Annotated in this window: 18 protein-coding genes; 13 read left to right on the forward strand and 5 right to left on the reverse strand. The window is 38.5% G+C overall.

The window, feature by feature from the left end; all coding sequences use genetic code 11:
* Positions 1-306: 306 nt before the first annotated feature.
* The 4 genes from AC27JP_RS11070 to AC27JP_RS11085 all read left to right on the forward strand — a co-directional run bounded on the left by AC27JP_RS11070 (position 307) and on the right by AC27JP_RS11085 (position 4,285).
* On the forward strand, positions 307-639 hold the full coding sequence (locus tag AC27JP_RS11070; protein WP_487114988.1) for a GIY-YIG nuclease family protein: 333 nt from the start codon (positions 307-309) through the stop codon (positions 637-639).
* A gap of 118 nt (positions 640-757) precedes the next feature.
* On the forward strand, positions 758-2,221 hold the full coding sequence (locus AC27JP_RS11075) for a Gfo/Idh/MocA family oxidoreductase (protein ID WP_487114990.1): 1,464 nt from the start codon (positions 758-760) through the stop codon (positions 2,219-2,221).
* A 15-nt stretch (positions 2,222-2,236) separates the two neighbouring features.
* On the forward strand, positions 2,237-3,175 hold the full coding sequence (locus tag AC27JP_RS11080; protein WP_487114992.1) for a sugar phosphate nucleotidyltransferase: 939 nt from the start codon (positions 2,237-2,239) through the stop codon (positions 3,173-3,175).
* A gap of 18 nt (positions 3,176-3,193) precedes the next feature.
* Positions 3,194-4,285, forward strand: coding sequence for a phosphotransferase enzyme family protein (locus AC27JP_RS11085; protein WP_487114994.1), 1,092 nt, complete (start codon positions 3,194-3,196; stop codon positions 4,283-4,285).
* A gap of 23 nt (positions 4,286-4,308) precedes the next feature.
* Here the strand turns inward: AC27JP_RS11085 and AC27JP_RS11090 are convergent, their stop codons facing one another.
* Positions 4,309-5,037: a heparin lyase I family protein gene (locus AC27JP_RS11090; RefSeq protein WP_487114996.1), complete on the reverse strand. Its 729-nt coding sequence runs from the start codon at positions 5,035-5,037 to the stop codon at positions 4,309-4,311.
* 212 nt (positions 5,038-5,249) lie between these two features.
* A complete protein-coding gene (locus AC27JP_RS11095) occupies positions 5,250-5,612 on the reverse strand; it encodes a DUF4156 domain-containing protein (RefSeq protein WP_487114998.1) in 363 nt (120 codons plus the stop codon).
* A gap of 272 nt (positions 5,613-5,884) precedes the next feature.
* On the opposite strand from AC27JP_RS11095, the gene AC27JP_RS11100 reads away from it, so the two are divergent.
* The 7 genes from AC27JP_RS11100 to AC27JP_RS11130 all read left to right on the forward strand — a co-directional run bounded on the left by AC27JP_RS11100 (position 5,885) and on the right by AC27JP_RS11130 (position 12,440).
* Positions 5,885-7,276 (forward strand): MATE family efflux transporter, encoded by a 1,392-nt coding sequence (locus tag AC27JP_RS11100; protein ID WP_487115000.1) that lies wholly within the window; start codon positions 5,885-5,887, stop codon positions 7,274-7,276.
* 152 nt (positions 7,277-7,428) lie between these two features.
* Positions 7,429-8,364: an ABC transporter ATP-binding protein gene (locus tag AC27JP_RS11105; protein ID WP_487115001.1), complete on the forward strand. Its 936-nt coding sequence runs from the start codon at positions 7,429-7,431 to the stop codon at positions 8,362-8,364.
* Between the two features lie 12 nt (positions 8,365-8,376).
* On the forward strand, positions 8,377-9,144 hold the full coding sequence (locus AC27JP_RS11110; RefSeq protein WP_487115003.1) for an ABC transporter permease: 768 nt from the start codon (positions 8,377-8,379) through the stop codon (positions 9,142-9,144).
* Positions 9,144-9,821, forward strand: a complete 678-nt coding sequence (locus tag AC27JP_RS11115) for a hypothetical protein (RefSeq protein ID WP_487115005.1) — start codon at positions 9,144-9,146, stop codon at positions 9,819-9,821. The genes AC27JP_RS11110 and AC27JP_RS11115 overlap by 1 nt, the downstream gene beginning before the upstream one ends.
* An 18-nt stretch (positions 9,822-9,839) precedes the next feature.
* Positions 9,840-10,949 carry a sensor histidine kinase gene (locus AC27JP_RS11120; RefSeq protein ID WP_487115007.1) on the forward strand — a complete coding sequence of 370 codons (1,110 nt, stop codon included), beginning with the start codon at positions 9,840-9,842 and terminating at the stop codon, positions 10,947-10,949.
* Positions 10,942-11,553 (forward strand): response regulator transcription factor, encoded by a 612-nt coding sequence (locus AC27JP_RS11125; RefSeq protein ID WP_487115009.1) that lies wholly within the window; start codon positions 10,942-10,944, stop codon positions 11,551-11,553. The genes AC27JP_RS11120 and AC27JP_RS11125 overlap by 8 nt, the downstream gene beginning before the upstream one ends.
* 155 nt (positions 11,554-11,708) lie before the next feature.
* Positions 11,709-12,440: a PEP-CTERM sorting domain-containing protein gene (locus tag AC27JP_RS11130; RefSeq protein WP_487115011.1), complete on the forward strand. Its 732-nt coding sequence runs from the start codon at positions 11,709-11,711 to the stop codon at positions 12,438-12,440.
* 216 nt (positions 12,441-12,656) lie between these two features.
* Here the strand turns inward: AC27JP_RS11130 and AC27JP_RS11135 are convergent, their stop codons facing one another.
* A complete protein-coding gene (locus AC27JP_RS11135) occupies positions 12,657-13,802 on the reverse strand; it encodes a helix-turn-helix transcriptional regulator (protein WP_487115013.1) in 1,146 nt (381 codons plus the stop codon).
* A 217-nt stretch (positions 13,803-14,019) separates the two neighbouring features.
* On the opposite strand from AC27JP_RS11135, the gene AC27JP_RS11140 reads away from it, so the two are divergent.
* A complete protein-coding gene (locus AC27JP_RS11140) occupies positions 14,020-14,883 on the forward strand; it encodes an alpha/beta hydrolase (RefSeq protein ID WP_487115015.1) in 864 nt (287 codons plus the stop codon).
* Positions 14,883-15,488 (forward strand): TetR/AcrR family transcriptional regulator, encoded by a 606-nt coding sequence (locus AC27JP_RS11145; RefSeq protein ID WP_487115017.1) that lies wholly within the window; start codon positions 14,883-14,885, stop codon positions 15,486-15,488. The genes AC27JP_RS11140 and AC27JP_RS11145 overlap by 1 nt, the downstream gene beginning before the upstream one ends.
* A gap of 24 nt (positions 15,489-15,512) precedes the next feature.
* On the opposite strand, the gene AC27JP_RS11150 is transcribed toward AC27JP_RS11145, so the two are convergent.
* Together AC27JP_RS11150 and AC27JP_RS11155 are read right to left on the reverse strand one after the other, a co-directional pair.
* Complete coding sequence (locus tag AC27JP_RS11150) at positions 15,513-15,668, reverse strand: hypothetical protein (RefSeq protein WP_487115019.1); 156 nt, start codon at positions 15,666-15,668, stop codon at positions 15,513-15,515.
* 158 nt (positions 15,669-15,826) lie between these two features.
* Positions 15,827-16,729 (reverse strand): hydrogen peroxide-inducible genes activator, encoded by a 903-nt coding sequence (locus tag AC27JP_RS11155; RefSeq protein WP_487115020.1) that lies wholly within the window; start codon positions 16,727-16,729, stop codon positions 15,827-15,829.
* Positions 16,730-16,997: the final 268 nt, after the last annotated feature.

Consider the following 16,997-nt stretch of genomic DNA (forward strand, 5'->3'; position numbering starts at 1 on the left):
TAAATATCTCTATAGATTTTTGTAAGGAAACTAAGGGTTAAAAAGCCCCCTCAAAATTAGGTCGCGATTATAGCATCAATAGTTAACATCATGCAGCCGAACTTTTTTGGCAAAAAAGTGATTAACATCCATCAAGCCAACCTAAGTAGAGCCATGAAAAAAGAATGTTATTTATTGTTAACACTAAGGTCTAACTACTGCTTTTATTCTCGTTCCGAGTATAATGACTTAGCTATTGCATTATAGTTAAAATTTATAGTACTTTTGAAACAACTAGATGAATCATTAACTTAGGTTATTTGCGTAATGGAAAACACAGAACAAGACTCAAAAAACAATGACGTTTCCTATGGTAACGTTTACGTAATGACGCATTCATTCTTTAATGATGTCATAAAAATTGGTTGTACGCCTATTGATCCCACTGAACATGCTATTGCCTTATCCGCCAAAACCCCAGGCGATTATAAAGTTGTATTTTCATTGAAATGCATGAACCCTTGTAAAGTCAAAAAACAAATTCGTGAGTACTTAAATGCCGAAGAGTATGTTAATGAATTTTACCAAGTACCCGCAGAAGTTGCAGAGAATCTCTTAAAAAGAGAAACCTTAAGAATTCCTATTCTAAACGCTAGCTAATTCCCCCTATTGCACTATTGATTTGACGAAAGCTTCATGTGCTAACCGCCTGTACTTGCATCTGACAACGCTGTCACGTAGATTATTAATATAATAATAATCGCTAGGGAACGTTGAGATGAGCAACAATGATCGCCGTCATTTCTTAAAATCTGCAGCAGCAATTACCGCAGCGGGAATGACTACCGCATATGCAACATCAAATAAATCAGTAAAACCCCAACAACCTTTGCCAGCACAAGGTAAGTCAGTAATGGGATTAACAGTCCCTAAAATGGCGGTTGTGCGTATCGGCTTTATAGGGGTTGGTGAACGAGGCTCTGGCCACGTCAAACATTATTGTCATATTGATGGCGTTGAAATTAAAGCCATTTGCGACACTAATAATACTGTTCTCGATAGGTCAATCGACTACGTTGTCAGTAAAAATTTCCCTCGCCCTGCTCGCTATACCGGCTCAGACCATGCTTATCGTGAAATGCTAAACCGTCAAGACATCGATATTATCATCATTTCCACTCCTTGGGCTTGGCATACACCTATGTGTGTCGACACCATGGAAAGCGGTAAACATGCCTTTGTTGAAGTGCCGGCCGCAACCACTATTGAAGAATGCTGGCAACTGGTTAATACCGCTGAACGTACCCAGAAAAATTGTATGATGATGGAAAACGTATGTTATGGCCGTGATGAGCTGATGGTGCTTAATATGGTTCGCCAAGGATTATTTGGTGACTTATTACATGGCGAAGCAGCTTATATTCATGAACTGCGCTGGCAGATGAAGGAAATTGAAGACAAAACGGGTTCATGGCGTACTTATTGGCATACCAAAACTAACGGTAATTTATATCCTACCCATGGTTTAGGGCCCGTCTCCCAGTATATGAATATCAACCGCGGTGATAGGTTTGATTATTTAACATCAACAAGTTCACCCGCCATGGGCCGACAAGCTTATGCCAAAAGAGAATTTCCTGCTAACCACGAAAGAAACCAGTTAAATTATATCGCTGGCGACATGAATACCACTTTGATAAAAACTAAATTAGGTCGAAGTATTATGGTGCAACACGATACCACAACGCCAAGACCTTATTCTCGCCATAATTATATTCAGGGTACTAATGGCGTATTTGCAGGCTTTCCTAACCGTATTGCGCTAGAAAATGCTCCTGCTGAAATTTCTGCACAATATCAATTAGATCACCAAAAACGTTTGGCGAAATGGCAAGACGCAGGCAGCAAAGGCCGTAAGCCGAAACCACAAAGCTTTCATCATTGGGATCAAGATATTGCCAAGTGGCAAGCACAATTTGATCACCCTATGTGGTTAAATATGGGGCAAGAAGCCGAGCGTAATGGTGGCCACGGAGGCATGGATTTTCTAATGCTTTGGCGGATGATTTATTGTCTAAGAAATGGTGAGGCACTTGATCAAGACGTATACGATGCAGCTTCATGGTCAGCAATAGCGCCATTAAGTGCTGACTCAGTAGCGGATCGAAGCAATTCAAAAGATATTCCTGACTTCACACGTGGCGTTTGGCGAGACGCAAAGCCACTGGCTATTATTTCTTAATGGTTAGGCTTATGAGTGGAAAAGCATCTTAATATGGAGCAATTAACAACCTTAGTTATCCTGGCGGCGGGTAATGGCTCTCGCTTTGGTGGCGCCAAGCAGTTCGCTTGTTTTGGTCAACAAGCGAGAACCCTAATGGAATATAACGTAGCTCATGCCATAGAGGCAGGGTTTAACCACCTGGTATTTATTACCCAAGCTCAGCAAAAAGCACAATTAAAACGGGAAGTTCTTAGTCGTTTGCCTAGTAAATTGAAAATAGATATTGTTATTCAAACACTTGATACGCTACCACAAAATTGCCTCATATCACCGACAAGAACCAAGCCGCTAGGCACTGCACATGCGCTATGGTGCGCTAAAAATTTTATTGCCGGCCAATTTGTGGTGATTAATGCTGATGACTATTACGGCAAGCAGGCGTTTAGCTTACTCAAGCAACAACAAAACATAACTATTAAAAGTCAACTGCCCCACTTTTCAATGATCGCCTACTTAATACAAAATACACTTTCTGAGCACGGTGGTGTTAACCGAGGCTTGTGTCAACACAGCAAAAATATGCAACTAATAACAGTGCAAGAAGTTGAAAACATTCAAGCCAAAAATATTGCTGGGAATATCCTTATATCAGGTCGAAATAGCCAAAAACATCAAACAATTAACATGAAAAAAAACGCCTTAGTATCGATGAATTGTTGGGCATTCGATGCAACTATTTTTTCGGCGATAGAGCAAGAGCTTATCAATACCTTGACCACAATATCTGACGATAACGTTGAATGTTATATACCCAATGTCGTAATGAAGTTACTTGAAAGCCAGCAAATAGTCGTCGATATTTTAACTTCTGATGACGACTGGTTTGGTGTTACGTATGCGGCAGACTCAGCTCGGGTCGACAATAAAATTAATCAATTATTTCCTCTACCTATTTCCTCTTTAGCGAACTAACCTACTAAGACTCGATTTATGAATAAAGCAGCATTTGCAAACAAACAACAAGCACTCGATACTGTGGTAGAACATTACCAAACATCTTCGTCAAACTATTTAGCTTCACCACTGGGTAATGGCTTAATTAACCAAACCTATTTAATAAAATCGAGCAGTAAGCGTTTTGTATTACAAAAGATTAATGACCATGTATTTCAACAACCTGAGCAGGTTACGCAAAATGCTGACTTGATTAATCAACATTTATCAGCAAAAAAACAACGCGGTGAATACCCGTTAGCAACGATTTGCCAGCTAGCCAATATTGATGGTTACTCGCTTTTACAGCTTGATAGTGGCTTCTGGCGAGCAATAGAGTTTATTCCTGATAGCTACTCTGTTGATGCGGTAGAATCACCTAAACAAGCCGAAAAAGCTGCCACGGCGTTTGCACAGTTTAATGCCGCTTTAAGTGATTTTCCTGCGCAAAAGTTAGCTGAAATCATCCCAAACTTTCATCACTTAGCCCATAGGTTACAACAACTATCCGATGCGGTTAATACAGATCAAGCAAAGCGAAAATCAAATTGCCGAGCTCTCATCGATGATTGCTTTGCACAACAGGCTTTCATTGATGAGGTAGCAGAATTAATCGCAAAATTACCGATAAAAGTGACTCACAACGACACCAAAATTAACAACTTACTGTTTAGTGCTAAAACACATCAAGCTATCGCCGTGATTGATCTTGATACTTGTATGCCGGGTTATTTAATGCATGACTTTGGCGATATGGTACGCACTTGTTGCGCAAATTTACCAGAAGATAGCCCTGAAATTGAGAAAATGGCTATAAGATTAGATATTTTCCAGGCGTTAGCGAAAGGCTATATATCGACACTTAAGAATAATATTAACAAAGAGGAAATTGGCAGCTTAATTGTTGGCGCTTTATTAATACCATTTATGATGGCGATACGATTTTTAACCGATTATCTTGATGGTGATCATTACTTTCATGTGCAACACTCAGAGCACAATTTAGAGCGAGCTAAAAATCAACTACAGTTGTTTAAATTACTCGCTCAACAGCGTCAACAACTAAGCGACATAGTTTACAGTATTTGATCATTGCAATAACAAGGTAGCTTTTAATGATCAGAAGCAATGTTATGAACGATAACATCGTCTAGCCAAATAGCCTCTATTTTCTCCATTTGCGGGCGCAATATCCCCAGTTGAAAAAACATATTCTCATTTTCAGCAACAAGTGTTGGCATCATTAAGTCAACCGGTGATTGATTATCAATGCTCAAACGGACATGGCCTTTGGTGGTCGACCAAATCACTTGTAACGCAATCGAATACCAGTGCTTAGTGTTAATGCCCGACATATGCCACATTTCTTGATTATTTGGGCTAGAAATGAGACTTAAACGTTGACCAGTTAGTTGTAGCCTAAAACTTTGCTGATAACTCTGCTCAGATTCCCAATAGGCTATCTGATGAACATCGTCACTAAACAGCTCAGGTAACATAAAACGCCAGCGTACAATTGTGGTGTCACCTGTTTTTGTGCTGTTGGGTTTATGTTGTAACTCTACTCTGTTTAGTTTTTTATTGCCGCGCCACAAGTAATCAGAATCACCTCTAATTTCAATATAAGCAGAGGTGTTACCTTGCTCATTTGGCGTAGGCAATACGTTAACTCCATGAGGGTGCAATACATATGACCAAGCTGTCAATTCCTTTGAATCAAAACTCTCCTTCCAAATGTTATCACAAGAGTGCTTGCTGTTAGACAAACTATTCTCAGTGCTGGCATAACACAAAGGTACGATTAATAATAAAATAACATAAGGAATTAGCGACCTGCTCATAAAGTTAATTGTCTCTATTTAAGTCCCATCTAAATTCACTATAAAACTTAGGCAAGAAAGAATAATGCCAATAAGATTAGTTCACCTTATCAACACTTTGCAATCACAAAGTCGCTATATCACTTTATTTTCACTAAGAGTCTGTTTAAAGCGTAAAAAGCGGCAGGCTATTTATAATCTCACCGCTAGCCCCTAATAGATATCTAGAGAATTTAGTTGCTACACTTATAAACATTACCCGATAACGTGACATTGGTTTGTTGGCTACCGCCGCCAAAGTCATCATCAAAATGTCCTGTTTGCCCTGCTCGCTGCGTTAATAGGTAAACGGTATCACCACCTAGCTGCATAGCTTTATTTTTAATATCGTTACGAGCTCCGGTTTCTAAATCAGCATTTGAGGTGAATGCACCGGTAAAGAAATCACCTTGACTGCCAGTAACATCCCCTAAGAACGTACACTCTTTACCGGGTTCATTATGGGTTAAGCGCACGCCACTAGCTTGTGGCTGAACAGCAACCGAAGAGCAAGCGGCTAAAGTTGTTACAAATATCATCGCGAATACAATTTTCATTTTATTTCCTGTTAAGTAAGTCATGCAATTGAGGCTATTGTATGCTGTTAACAAGTTATTAATATTTACAAAGTGTGGTGATAGTGTAAGTGTCACTTACATCTAGCGATCATTTTTTTACAATTTAGTGGTTAGTGATGCTGAAATACATTGACCTTACGCCATGTATAAACACTAAAAGTGCGCTATGCTAGTCGCCTTAAAAGCAAGATAACATTATAAAATTCAACATATAATTGCTAATTTCTATCGTTTCAAACGGACTTCACTGCATGAAAGATCTAACCCAAGGCTCTATTCCAAAACATTTGATCACTATGGCCATGCCTATGATGATAGGGATGTTTGTCCAAACATTATATTTTCTGGTAGATCTATATTTTGTCGGAAAGCTGGGCGCTACAGCCTTGGCTGGTTTAAGTTTGGCCGGCAATGCCATGTTCTTAATTTTTGCCTTAACACAAATTATTAATGTCGGTACTGCAACGCTTATTTCTCATGCGGTTGGCGCAAAAGAGCAAGATAATGCCAATAGTATCTTCAATCAATCGATGATGTTTTCAAGCATCATTGGTCTGGTAGTTTGTGTAATCGGCTATATTGGGGCTGAAAGCTATCTCAATATTGTCTCTCAAGACCCCGGCACCGTTGCGATGGGCTTAGACTACTTGCACTGGTTTATTCCCTGTATGGCATTGCAGTTTCTTATGGTTTCCATCAGCGCAGCCTTACGTGGCACGGGCATAGTAAAACCCACTATGGTGATCCAAATGCTGTCTATTTTAGTCAATATCATACTTTCCCCCATTTTAATCGCTGGTTGGGGCACAGGTTACGCTATGGGCATAGCAGGAGCAGGCTTGGCGAGTTCAATTTCTGTTATTTTTGCTGTTGTGCTGCTGGCATATTATTTTAAAACAACAGAAAAATATGTCAGTGTTAATTTTTCACTATGGCGAGTCGACACTCAGTGTTTAAAAAAATTACTTGCTATCGGCTTACCAGCAGGCGGTGAATTCTTTTTAATGTTCTTGTATATGGCGACTATTTACTGGCTCATTCAACAATTTGGCCCCGATGCACAAGCCGCGTTTGGTTTAGGCTCTAGGGTAATGCAATCTTTGTTTCTCCCCGCTATGGCTATCGCTTTTGCAGCCCCTGCTATTGCAGGACAAAACTTCGGCGCAAAAAACTATCAACGAGTAAAAGAAACCTTTGCTTGGTCTGCCATTATGACATGTTCATTGATGGCAATTTTAACACTTCTTTGTCTATGGAATGCCGAGCTACTACTGAATGGTTTCTCTAACAATAAGCAAGTGATCATAATTAGTGCCACCTTCTTACAAATTATATGCTGGAACTTCGTACCTTCAGGATTAGTATTTACCTGCTCAGGCATGTTTCAATCATTAGGTAATACCCTGCCGGCATTGTTAAGCACTGCGACACGACTATTTACTTTCATTATTCCAGCACTTTGGTTATCACAACAAAGTGATTTTGAAATTGAACAGCTGTGGTACCTATCAGTAACAACAGTTTGTTTACAGGCATCACTTAGCTTTTATTTGTTACGTAAAGAGTTTAGAAAACGCCTACCGTTAATCCTACCAACGAACAAGATCAACAATAATTTAAAAGACGATGAAGGCTTTGTTTAAGCCTTCGTAAAAACGCCCAAATTTTGCGAATGGCTATCATCATAAGGTAAGCTTTATGACAAATGTCATTATTAATTAATGACATTTCTCAATTACCTTCCTAACTGCACTTCAGGATAATACTCCCAGATAAAGTCACACTGGGATTAAATATGAATGCATGGAAAAACAATCAAATAGCGTCAATTTGTAAACTTGGCAAAAAGTTTGATGATAAAGCTGTTTTATCTAATATCAATTTTTGCCTTAATCAAGGTGAAGTACTTACTATTCTAGGGCCAAATGGTGCTGGTAAAACGACCCTTATTAACACCTTACTTGGTCGCCTTAGTCTTACCAGCGGTGAAGTGAGTATATTTGGCCAGCCGCCAGGGGCAATGGCGGTAAAGCGCCAAACAGGCGCTATGTTGCAAGTATCTGGTTTGCCCGATATGTCGACCATAAAAGAGCACATTCGCTTATTTCAAAGTTACTACGCCCAGCCCATGGCATATGAGCAGGTTATGGCCTTTTCTGGCCTCAAAAACATTGAAAATCAATATAGTAAAACGCTATCAGGAGGCCAAAAGCAAAGATTACTATTTGCCTTAGCGATATGTGGCAATCCAAGTATATTGTTTTTAGACGAACCAACCGTAGGTATGGATATTACCGCAAGAAAATCGTTATGGGCTGCGATAGAAACATTAAAAGCACAAGGCACCAGCATTTTATTAACCACCCACTATTTAGAAGAAGCAGACTATCTATCCGACCGTATTATCATGTTAAAAGATGGCAAAATAATTCGAGAAGGTTCACCCAGCGAAATAAAGTCGCAAATTAATAGCAAAAAAATACGTTTTAATTCTTCTGTCGATATCGCGACACTTTCCGCGCTAAATTCGGTAATTAAGGTAAGTAAAATGGCGTCATCGCTTAAAGAAAATAGCTATTACGAACTGGAATCAAATGCTGTTGAAAAAACTATGCAAGATATTTTTACCAAGCAAATGTCTATCAACGATCTCACCATTATAGGCGCTGCACTAGAAGATGCTTTTGAACTTATCAATAACGACAACACCGCCAGCAATATCGCAAATTAACGGGAATAAATGATGAGCAGATTAATAATTGAAAAACCTAATTTACTAAACATATTCTACTTAGAAGCCAAAACGGAAACTAAGCGCTTAATGAGAACACCTGGATTTAGCATTCCCACACTGCTGTTTCCCGTCATGTTTTATACCTTTTTTGGCATTATATTTTCAATGAATCCAGCAACGATGCCAACTTATTTGATGACCACTTACGCTGTCTTTGGCGTTATTGGTCCAGCACTGTTTTCATTTGGTGTTGGCATTGCGGTTGAAAGAGGACAAGGCTGGTTCAATTTAAAAGAAATTTCCCCAATGCCAGCGTCCGCTTACATTGTATCAAGGATCACCTTAACCTTTGTTTTTTCATTAACCATTATCATCTTACTATTCGCCATTGGGGCAATATTTGGAGACGTTAGGTTGTTGCACTGGCAATGGCTATCGCTTGCCTTAATATTAATCATAGGTTCGCTGCCGTTTTGTGCAATTGGCATGACTTTAGGGCTGTTTTTAAAAGCTAACAGTGCGCCCGCAACCGTAAATTTAATTTACTTACCTATGGGCTTTCTATCTGGCCTTTGGCTGCCAATTAATTTTTTACCTGAGTTTATGCAACAATTTGCCAATATATTGCCACCATACCACTTAGCACAGCTGGCCTTAAAAGTGACTAGTATGGATTTAGGCTATCCGGTGATGTTGCATATCGGGGTGCTTAGCGCATACACATCAATATTTATCTTTTTAGCTATCAAGGCGTACTACAAAAAGGATAAGAAATAATGCCAAATAAACTCATTGTAGCTATTATCGCTCTGGTGGCATTTTTTATGTTATTACCAGAGCCAGACAATGCTTCACAAACTCCAAATAGTTCAACCGCCAAAGATGTTGCTAGCACTGAATCAGACAGTGATAGTAACCGCCCGCTTAAAAATAATGCTGAATTTAAAGCTGGGATAATTACCGACTTTAACCAGAATTTGCCGCAAAGTTTTAGCCTAGTAGCCATGGGCAATAAACTGGCCGCAACTACAGATAAAATTGCTGGTGGTAATTCAGAAGTTCAGTTATCTCTAGTCGACGAAAAGCAACATTTAAGATTAAACAACAAGTCCTTGCAAGTCAGTGGCGAGCTAAAGCCAGGCTTCGTTTACCCTTGGTCAGGCGTCGCTTATTTATTGAGCCACAAGCAACAACACGGGGTGAAATTATCAGCATTAAATGCTCTTGAATTTAGTGCCAAAGGAAGCCTTCAAACTGACAAACTATCTGTGTTACTATTTCAAGTTGGTAGCATTAAACCTGTTCAGCAAGACTTTGAATTAACAAATAAATGGCAAACTTTTCAGGTAAAATTTAACATGCTTAATTTAGATAATATTACCAATATTTCGTTTGTGAAATCTCAAACATTAGGCCCATTTACATTTATGCTTGATGACTTACGCTTTAAATAACTAAAAGACACCATTAAAATGATTGAGCTATTTAAGCGTATTGACCAACACCTACTGCCAAGACAATCCAGCTTACAATATGGTCCCTATATTTGGTTGATATATTTAGCCTTCTTTTTTGTGAGCCTTGCGCAATATCATCCAGTTGAGCATAGCTGGATTTATGCCTCCGTCGGCACCTTATTATTTCTTATCTTATATTTTAACGGTTATTGGGCCAGTGCTAAGCAAGTCAAATGGAACATTTTAGGCATAGTGATTTTAGGTGCTTTACTGACAAAATTAACTCCCGGCGCCAGCGTTTTTTTTGTTTATGCCGGTGCGTTCTGCTGCCGTTTGGGCAACCCTCGCAGCGCAGTAATTGGGCTAGCATCAATAGCCGGAACCGTTGCGATGATGTCTTGGCTGCTAGGCTATGGGCCATTTTTTTATGTTCCGGCTATTTTATTTACCTTTATGGTCGGTGGTATCAATATTTATCAATATGAAACCGAACTGCAGCGCAAGGAATTAGTTTTAACTCAACAAGAAGTGCGACGATTAGCGAGAACATCAGAGCGTGAAAGAATTGCTCGAGACTTACACGACTTAATTGGCCATACCTTTTCAGTTATCACATTAAAGGCAGAATTAGCCAATAAGTTAATTGATAAGGATATAGATAAGGCCAGAAGCGAAATTAAAGCACTTGAGAATATTTCTCGAGATGCGCTATCGCAAGTTAGAGAAGTGGTAACCGGTTATCGAACCAGTGATCTCAATACCGAACTTGCTCATGCCAAATATGTCTTGGAAAGTAACGACATTCATTTTCACTATCAATTTGAAACCTGTGAGATAAATGAGCACGTTAATAAAGAATTGGCGATCATGTTAAAAGAAATGGTGACAAATATCTTAAAGCACTCCCACGCGAACCGTGTAAACGTTACAATCTCACTTCTCGATGAAGTACTGCAGTTAATTGTTAAAGATGACGGTGTAGGTTTTACTGAGCATAAGCATCATGGTTTCGGGCTAATAGGCTTATCAGAGAGGGTCATTAAATTAGCTGGCAACCTGGTTATAAATTCTTGTAATGGCGTCGAAATTAAAATTACAATTCCTATGGTGAACCAACATGATTAAAGTACTCATTGCAGAAGATCAAGCCATGCTATTAACAACGCTGGCAACCATCATTGACCTTGAAGATGATATTTCTGTTGTTCATCAGTCCGCAAATGGTCAGGATGCTTTAGCCTTCATATGTGATAAGAATAGCCCTAAAGTTGATATTGTCATCAGTGATATAGAAATGCCGAAAATGACCGGCATTGAATTAATACAAACCCTCAAAGAAAAAAAAGTCGATATCAAGAGCATTATTCTGACGACATTTTCTCGTGCTGGATACTTACGTCGTGCAATGGATGCTGGCGTTAAAGGCTATTTATTGAAAGGCTCCCCTTCAGAAGAGCTAATAACCGCCATTCGAAAAATTGCACGTGGTGGTAAAATGATTGCCGCAGAACTATTACAAGACGCGTGGATGGAAGTAGATCCATTAACTGACAAAGAACGTAAAGCATTACAGTTAGCCCAAACTGGCGCTAGTACCGAAGAAATATCAAAGTTGCTTCACCTATCAGCCGGGACAGTAAGAAATTACCTTTCTTCTGCATGTAATAAATTGGATGCAAAAAATAGAACGGAAGCAGCAAGAATTGCTCACCAAAATGGCTGGTTATAAGCCCTACTTTTATTTATATTTTCTTTAACTGTCCCCCTAAATTCTATTCGAAAAATATCGCGATTTAATAAATTTGGACAGTTTAGCCATATTTTCAGTATATGGCCTTCTTTATACTAACCGCCATCAAGAGCAACAAATTCGGTGGTTATTAAATGCTAAAGTTAATTTATAAAATCAGTTTATCGATTATTTTGCTCACCATGAGCACATTTTCAAATGCGTCATTAATCATTAATGGTAGCTTTGAACAACTTGAGTTTTCTGATTTTAGCCAATCTATTGGCGCAGTTCACCAAACAAATTTGCAAGCCTTTGCCAATAAAAACCGCGCTTGGGACGTTTTTTATAATTTACCGGGTTGGGTAACGAGTTATGGGAATGGCATAGAACTACAAAAAAATATTGTTGCACACTCGCAAAATGGCTCTCAACATATTGAACTAGACTCGCACCAACGTGGCGCTTCAAATGCCGTAATGACACAAACGCTAGATTCACTGACCATAGGCGCGAATTACTTATTAGAATTTTATTATAAGCCCCGCACTAATAACTCGAACGACAATGGTATTAGTGTTTTTTGGTATGATTCAGCAATAAATTTTGACATGAATATGTTGGCTGATTTTAGTACCAATAGTACTCGCAGCCTAACACCAAACTGGTCATTGCAATCAGTAATGTTTACCGCCGAAACACAATCAATGGCTTTAAGCTTCGGTGCTTTCGGCAAGCAAAACACTTTAGGAGGCTTAATTGACAATGTCTCGTTAAACCAAGTGTCGTCGAGACAGGCAACATCAGTTCCTGAGCCTTCGATGTTGATACTATTTATAATTGCGTTAAGTTTTTTCGCTGCCCGCCACCGTAAGTGGATACAGTAAAAGTTCTTTATGGCTTTCTCGGTTTGTAGCCAGCCCCTAAAATTGCTAGAGGCCGAGAAAGTTCATAATTTCCTACTCAGCTAGGTTGAAAATAGTCATAGCCTTTCGGGTTGCCTTGAAAAATTGCCTCTGCGTGTTGCCTACATGAATGTAAAGTGCCTTGATAGCTACCTTTTTCAAGTGCAACAGAGTTATAAACTGAAAGCTCTACAGCCCCTAGTTGCTCGTCAATAATGTTTGTAACTCAATAAAGTTATTAATTTCTAATAACTCTGCTTTTTGCGCCAATGCCGTATAGTCACTATGCTCTGCTGCTGATGCATATAAACATGACAGCATAAACATTAGCAGTTCATCAAATTGATTTTGACTACTTTGTAACTGGCTAACCTTATCTAGATGGTTCAATTGCTTTACTAGATCGGCGTCAATATGCCACAAAGACAACATCAGTGAAGAGGCAGCATAAATACTGATCCCCATCGAGCTTTTAATATGATGATTTAGTGACTGTAAATTATCGATACCTTTCAATGAATGTAGCATTAGCTCATGCTTATGTGCGCCCTTATGGCTGAGTAAAAATATCCCCAACAATGCAAAGACTAATACTTGCTCGGTCATCGCAATATCAAATTTAATTTTTTTATTTATTGATCTACGCAGGCACTGGAAAAATTTAGGAGCAAGCACAAATGTTCGACTGTATTGTTCAATAATCTTCTGCTCGACATGATTTTGTAATGCGTCTTTCATGGCGAAAACTACCGCAAAGTTGGTCACAGTATCTATGCCTAAATTTCGACTCACCGCTTCTTGCAAGTTTTTTGGTGTTTTGCCATAAATCGCTTTGCTTGCTAGCCCCATGATCCGGCCCGCAAAGATAATATCTTTACCTATGATTGCTGTCGTTCGTTGTACATCTAACCTACCATTATTTTTTTCTTCAATAAGCTGTTGGCAACTACTCGACATCGGGGGAATGCTTTGGGCAATTTCAGTAAGTCTACGGCAACTACTTGCAGTATTACCAACTAACGATAACTCCCTAAATTTTGACGGTGTTATTCCAAATTTTTGTCGAAATGCCCGCTCAAATGTCGCTCGCTCGGAATAACCTAATTTGATAGCTAAATCGTCAATTTTTTCATGCCGAGTTAATAATGCCTGAACACACAATTCGTTTAAGAATTTCGCTTGAATTAACTTAAAGCTCGTCTCTTCCTGAGCGAGTTTTCGACGAAAAGAAGTCATGCTCATGGCCAATGCCTTAGCACAATCTTCTATTGTTAAAGCGGCAGGGAGCTCACTTTCGTTCAGTAGGTTATTGACTGTTCCAGTAAGTTGAAAAGTTCGCAACATATCTATTTATTCAAATACTTAGAATTATTAACGCGCTATTAAAGCATGGAAATAGCAGATAAGCACCAGCTCTTAATAAATAAATTTTATTAAGCCCATAACCTAAACGCATATTACGTTACTTCAGAAAAATAGTTAACTTGTACTATTTACAAAATAGAACAGTCGAACTATTATAAAAGAACAATCGTACTTATTTCATAAAAAGGAAAATAAAATGAAATTTAGCTACTTCAACGAAAGTGATAGCAAATTTGGATTAACAGCAATTGGCAGAGGGTTTACCAGTGTGCTAAGTACCATCAGTCCTAGATTAAGTGCATTTTTAGGGAAAAATATACTTATGCGCCCATATGGCCGACGTTCCTATGGTGTTGAATTAATTATGCCAGACAATGAAATTAATATTCTCACCTCTATGGGCATAGTCCACGTAAATATATTTGGTGAAGGTAATAAGGTTGTTATTGTCAGTCACGGTTGGGAAGACAATAGTCAAAGTTTTCAACAAATGATCTTAGCGTTAACCGAGCAAGGCTATCGGGTGGCGGCTATCGATCATATTGGCCATGGCAAGTCATCCGGTAAAAAATCTCATTTGCTGAGCTTTATCGAAACACTTAATTTGCTCATTGAACACTTCAATGAAAATAAATTACCCGTCAAAGCGATTATTGGCCATTCTATGGGCGCTATTGCAACGTTAAACTTACCCTTTAATATGCTGAACGATAAAAAGATTATATTAATATCTTCACCGATTAAATTTTTCGAATTGATGTTTAAAAAAGTTGAACAAGTGGGTATTTCTCGAAAACTACTAAAGCGAGTGTTAGAAAGTATTAGCCTTTCGTACGGTAAAACTTGGCATCAGCTAACGGCGGAGCACCATCGTGAGAAGCTAGCACTAAATATCACCTTTATTCACGACATTAACGACAGGTTCGCCCCTTTCGATGATGTAAAGCATTTTCTAAAGCAAGAAAAAAACACTTTAATAACAACAGAAGGTCTTGGTCATCGAAAAATTTTAGGTGATACTAAGGTTATTGAAAATATTAGTCAGGTTTTAGCTTCTTAATGAACAAAGGCGAACGCACCCGTTTAGAAATATTAAAACAAAGTATTATTTACAGTAGTCAATATGGCCTTGCTGATATCACTATAGGGACGATTTCTAAGTTATGTAATATGTCACGAACTGGCGTTATCTCGCATTTTGAAAATAAAGAAGATATGCAGATTGCCATTTTACAATATGGTGAAGATCTATTTAGAAAGCGCGTTATTCTTCCCGCCTGGCGTGAAGATCCGCTAGAGCATGTGATTGCCTTGCTAGAAAATTGGGCGGACTGGGTTAGAGAAATGTTCACCGAACATCAAGTCAGCTGCCCTTTTATTAAAGCCGTGGTTGAATTTCAAAACCGTCCAGATTCCAAAGTGCGTTCGTTTACCATCAGCCAACAAAATCGACTCATTGATTATTTAACTCATCGAATAAATCGTTGTATTGAATATAAAAAACTTCAAGACAATGTCGATAGCGTGGCAATTGCTTATGAGCTTTATAGCTTATATTTGGGCCACGCAATAACACAACACAGTGTGGCTATTAGTGGCTCAAATACCATGTTCAAAAACAGTATCGTCAGGTTACTAAAACAATATCAGGGTGACGTGAAGTAAACCGTTCTACCTCACAACACTGAATTATTGTTTAACGGGTTTTAGCTGACATTGTTGATCGCCATAATAATTATTAGCGTAATTACATTCAATTATTTGCTGGCGAGCTTTTTTCGCATTGCTGTTTTTGTTAGTGTCAAAATGGAATGCGACTTTAATGTTTTCAATAATCTTGTGCATAGTATTTACCTAATTGCTTAACAGTAACGCTATTGTTGCGTAAAAATTCAATTCAGTAAATTTGATAAAATCAATAAAGTCATTCTAAAAAATTGATATTTAAATGTTCACTTTACCCATCCTATTGTTAATAAACCTGAACTCGGGACAATAAATAACTAACTGCATTTTATTGCTAATTGCTCTCTAAATATATCGCGCAATATGGTTAACTCATTGGTTCTAACGTAATTAGGGCGAATGATTAAAGCAATAGTGCGATGCGGACCTGGTTCATTTAGGTGTATAGCCCGAATTTCAGATTCATCATAAATGAGTTGATCTAGCGCCATTTGTGGCACTAGTGTTGTGCCTAACTTTCCTGCCACCATTTGAACTAAAGTGTGTAAACTAGCAGAATCAAAATCAGAGTCTTGCTTATCATTTTGCAGACTGCAGGCCGCCAAGGCATGATCTTTTAAACAATGGCCATCCTTTAGCAACATTAACTTTTCAATTTCCAATTCTTCACTGGTGATTTCTTTTAGTTGGCTTGGACATTCATCTTTATGACTTACCCAATAAAAATCTTCCTGCCAAAAGTCAAAGCTCATTAAACCTTCAATGGGATAAGGCAGTGCTAAAATCGCGGCATCAATGTCACCATTTCTGACCATTTCAACTAATACATGTGACTGCTCTTCAATAATTTTTAGTTTAAAATTCGGTTGCTGTCGCCTAACTTCAGGTAATACTTTTGGCAAAAGGTACGGGCCAATAGTGGGAATAACACCTATTGTCATCGCGTTGATAAACGGTTGTTTGTTCGCCTGCGATATCTGCATAAGCTCATCAAGCTCTAACTTAACTGCTTTTGCTTTATTTAAAATAAGTTGGCCATTACTGGTGATCAATACTTGCTTATTGTTACGCTCAAAAATCGTCGTGCCTAACTGCTTTTCCAATTCGATAATTGCTGTACTTAGGGCCGACTGCGAAACATTGCAGGCATCGGCGGCCTTTTTAAAATGTAATGTTTTTTCCACTGCTAAGGCATAGTGAAGCTGTTTTAATGAGATCATAATTATCCGTTTTAGTACCTAACAAAGCACTATCAATAGTTATTACTGAACATAAACCCCAGTTTAATCAATTTCTTAAATTATGCTAGTCTAGACGAATTTTCGAGCCACATCCTCCAGCCTAAATACATCGTAAGCATCTGTTTATGATGAAAATTACCAGCACCATTTAAAAAATAGAATACTATCTTCCAATCAATCAATTATAAAAATATTATCGCCGGTTCTAAGCTTTAGCTACTTGGGTTTATCAACAATTGTATAAACC

This window comes from Colwellia sp. SU-HH01172 (assembly GCF_057553355.1).

Excerpts from the sequence above, each read along its gene's own strand:
- AC27JP_RS11070 (WP_487114988.1), top strand. The coding sequence starts at position 307 with ATGGAAAACACAGAACAAGACTCAAAAAACAATGACGTTTCCTATGGT.
- AC27JP_RS11075 (WP_487114990.1), top strand. The coding sequence starts at position 758 with ATGAGCAACAATGATCGCCGTCATTTCTTAAAATCTGCAGCAGCAATT.
- AC27JP_RS11085 (WP_487114994.1), top strand. The coding sequence starts at position 3,194 with ATGAATAAAGCAGCATTTGCAAACAAACAACAAGCACTCGATACTGTG.
- AC27JP_RS11090 (WP_487114996.1), bottom strand. The coding sequence starts at position 5,037 with ATGAGCAGGTCGCTAATTCCTTATGTTATTTTATTATTAATCGTACCT.
- AC27JP_RS11095 (WP_487114998.1), bottom strand. The coding sequence starts at position 5,612 with ATGAAAATTGTATTCGCGATGATATTTGTAACAACTTTAGCCGCTTGC.
- AC27JP_RS11100 (WP_487115000.1), top strand. The coding sequence starts at position 5,885 with ATGAAAGATCTAACCCAAGGCTCTATTCCAAAACATTTGATCACTATG.
- AC27JP_RS11105 (WP_487115001.1), top strand. The coding sequence starts at position 7,429 with ATGAATGCATGGAAAAACAATCAAATAGCGTCAATTTGTAAACTTGGC.
- AC27JP_RS11110 (WP_487115003.1), top strand. The coding sequence starts at position 8,377 with ATGAGCAGATTAATAATTGAAAAACCTAATTTACTAAACATATTCTAC.
- AC27JP_RS11115 (WP_487115005.1), top strand. The coding sequence starts at position 9,144 with ATGCCAAATAAACTCATTGTAGCTATTATCGCTCTGGTGGCATTTTTT.
- AC27JP_RS11120 (WP_487115007.1), top strand. The coding sequence starts at position 9,840 with ATGATTGAGCTATTTAAGCGTATTGACCAACACCTACTGCCAAGACAA.
- AC27JP_RS11125 (WP_487115009.1), top strand. The coding sequence starts at position 10,942 with ATGATTAAAGTACTCATTGCAGAAGATCAAGCCATGCTATTAACAACG.
- AC27JP_RS11130 (WP_487115011.1), top strand. The coding sequence starts at position 11,709 with ATGCTAAAGTTAATTTATAAAATCAGTTTATCGATTATTTTGCTCACC.
- AC27JP_RS11135 (WP_487115013.1), bottom strand. The coding sequence starts at position 13,802 with ATGTTGCGAACTTTTCAACTTACTGGAACAGTCAATAACCTACTGAAC.
- AC27JP_RS11140 (WP_487115015.1), top strand. The coding sequence starts at position 14,020 with ATGAAATTTAGCTACTTCAACGAAAGTGATAGCAAATTTGGATTAACA.
- AC27JP_RS11145 (WP_487115017.1), top strand. The coding sequence starts at position 14,883 with ATGAACAAAGGCGAACGCACCCGTTTAGAAATATTAAAACAAAGTATT.
- AC27JP_RS11150 (WP_487115019.1), bottom strand. The coding sequence starts at position 15,668 with ATGCACAAGATTATTGAAAACATTAAAGTCGCATTCCATTTTGACACT.
- AC27JP_RS11155 (WP_487115020.1), bottom strand. The coding sequence starts at position 16,729 with ATGATCTCATTAAAACAGCTTCACTATGCCTTAGCAGTGGAAAAAACA.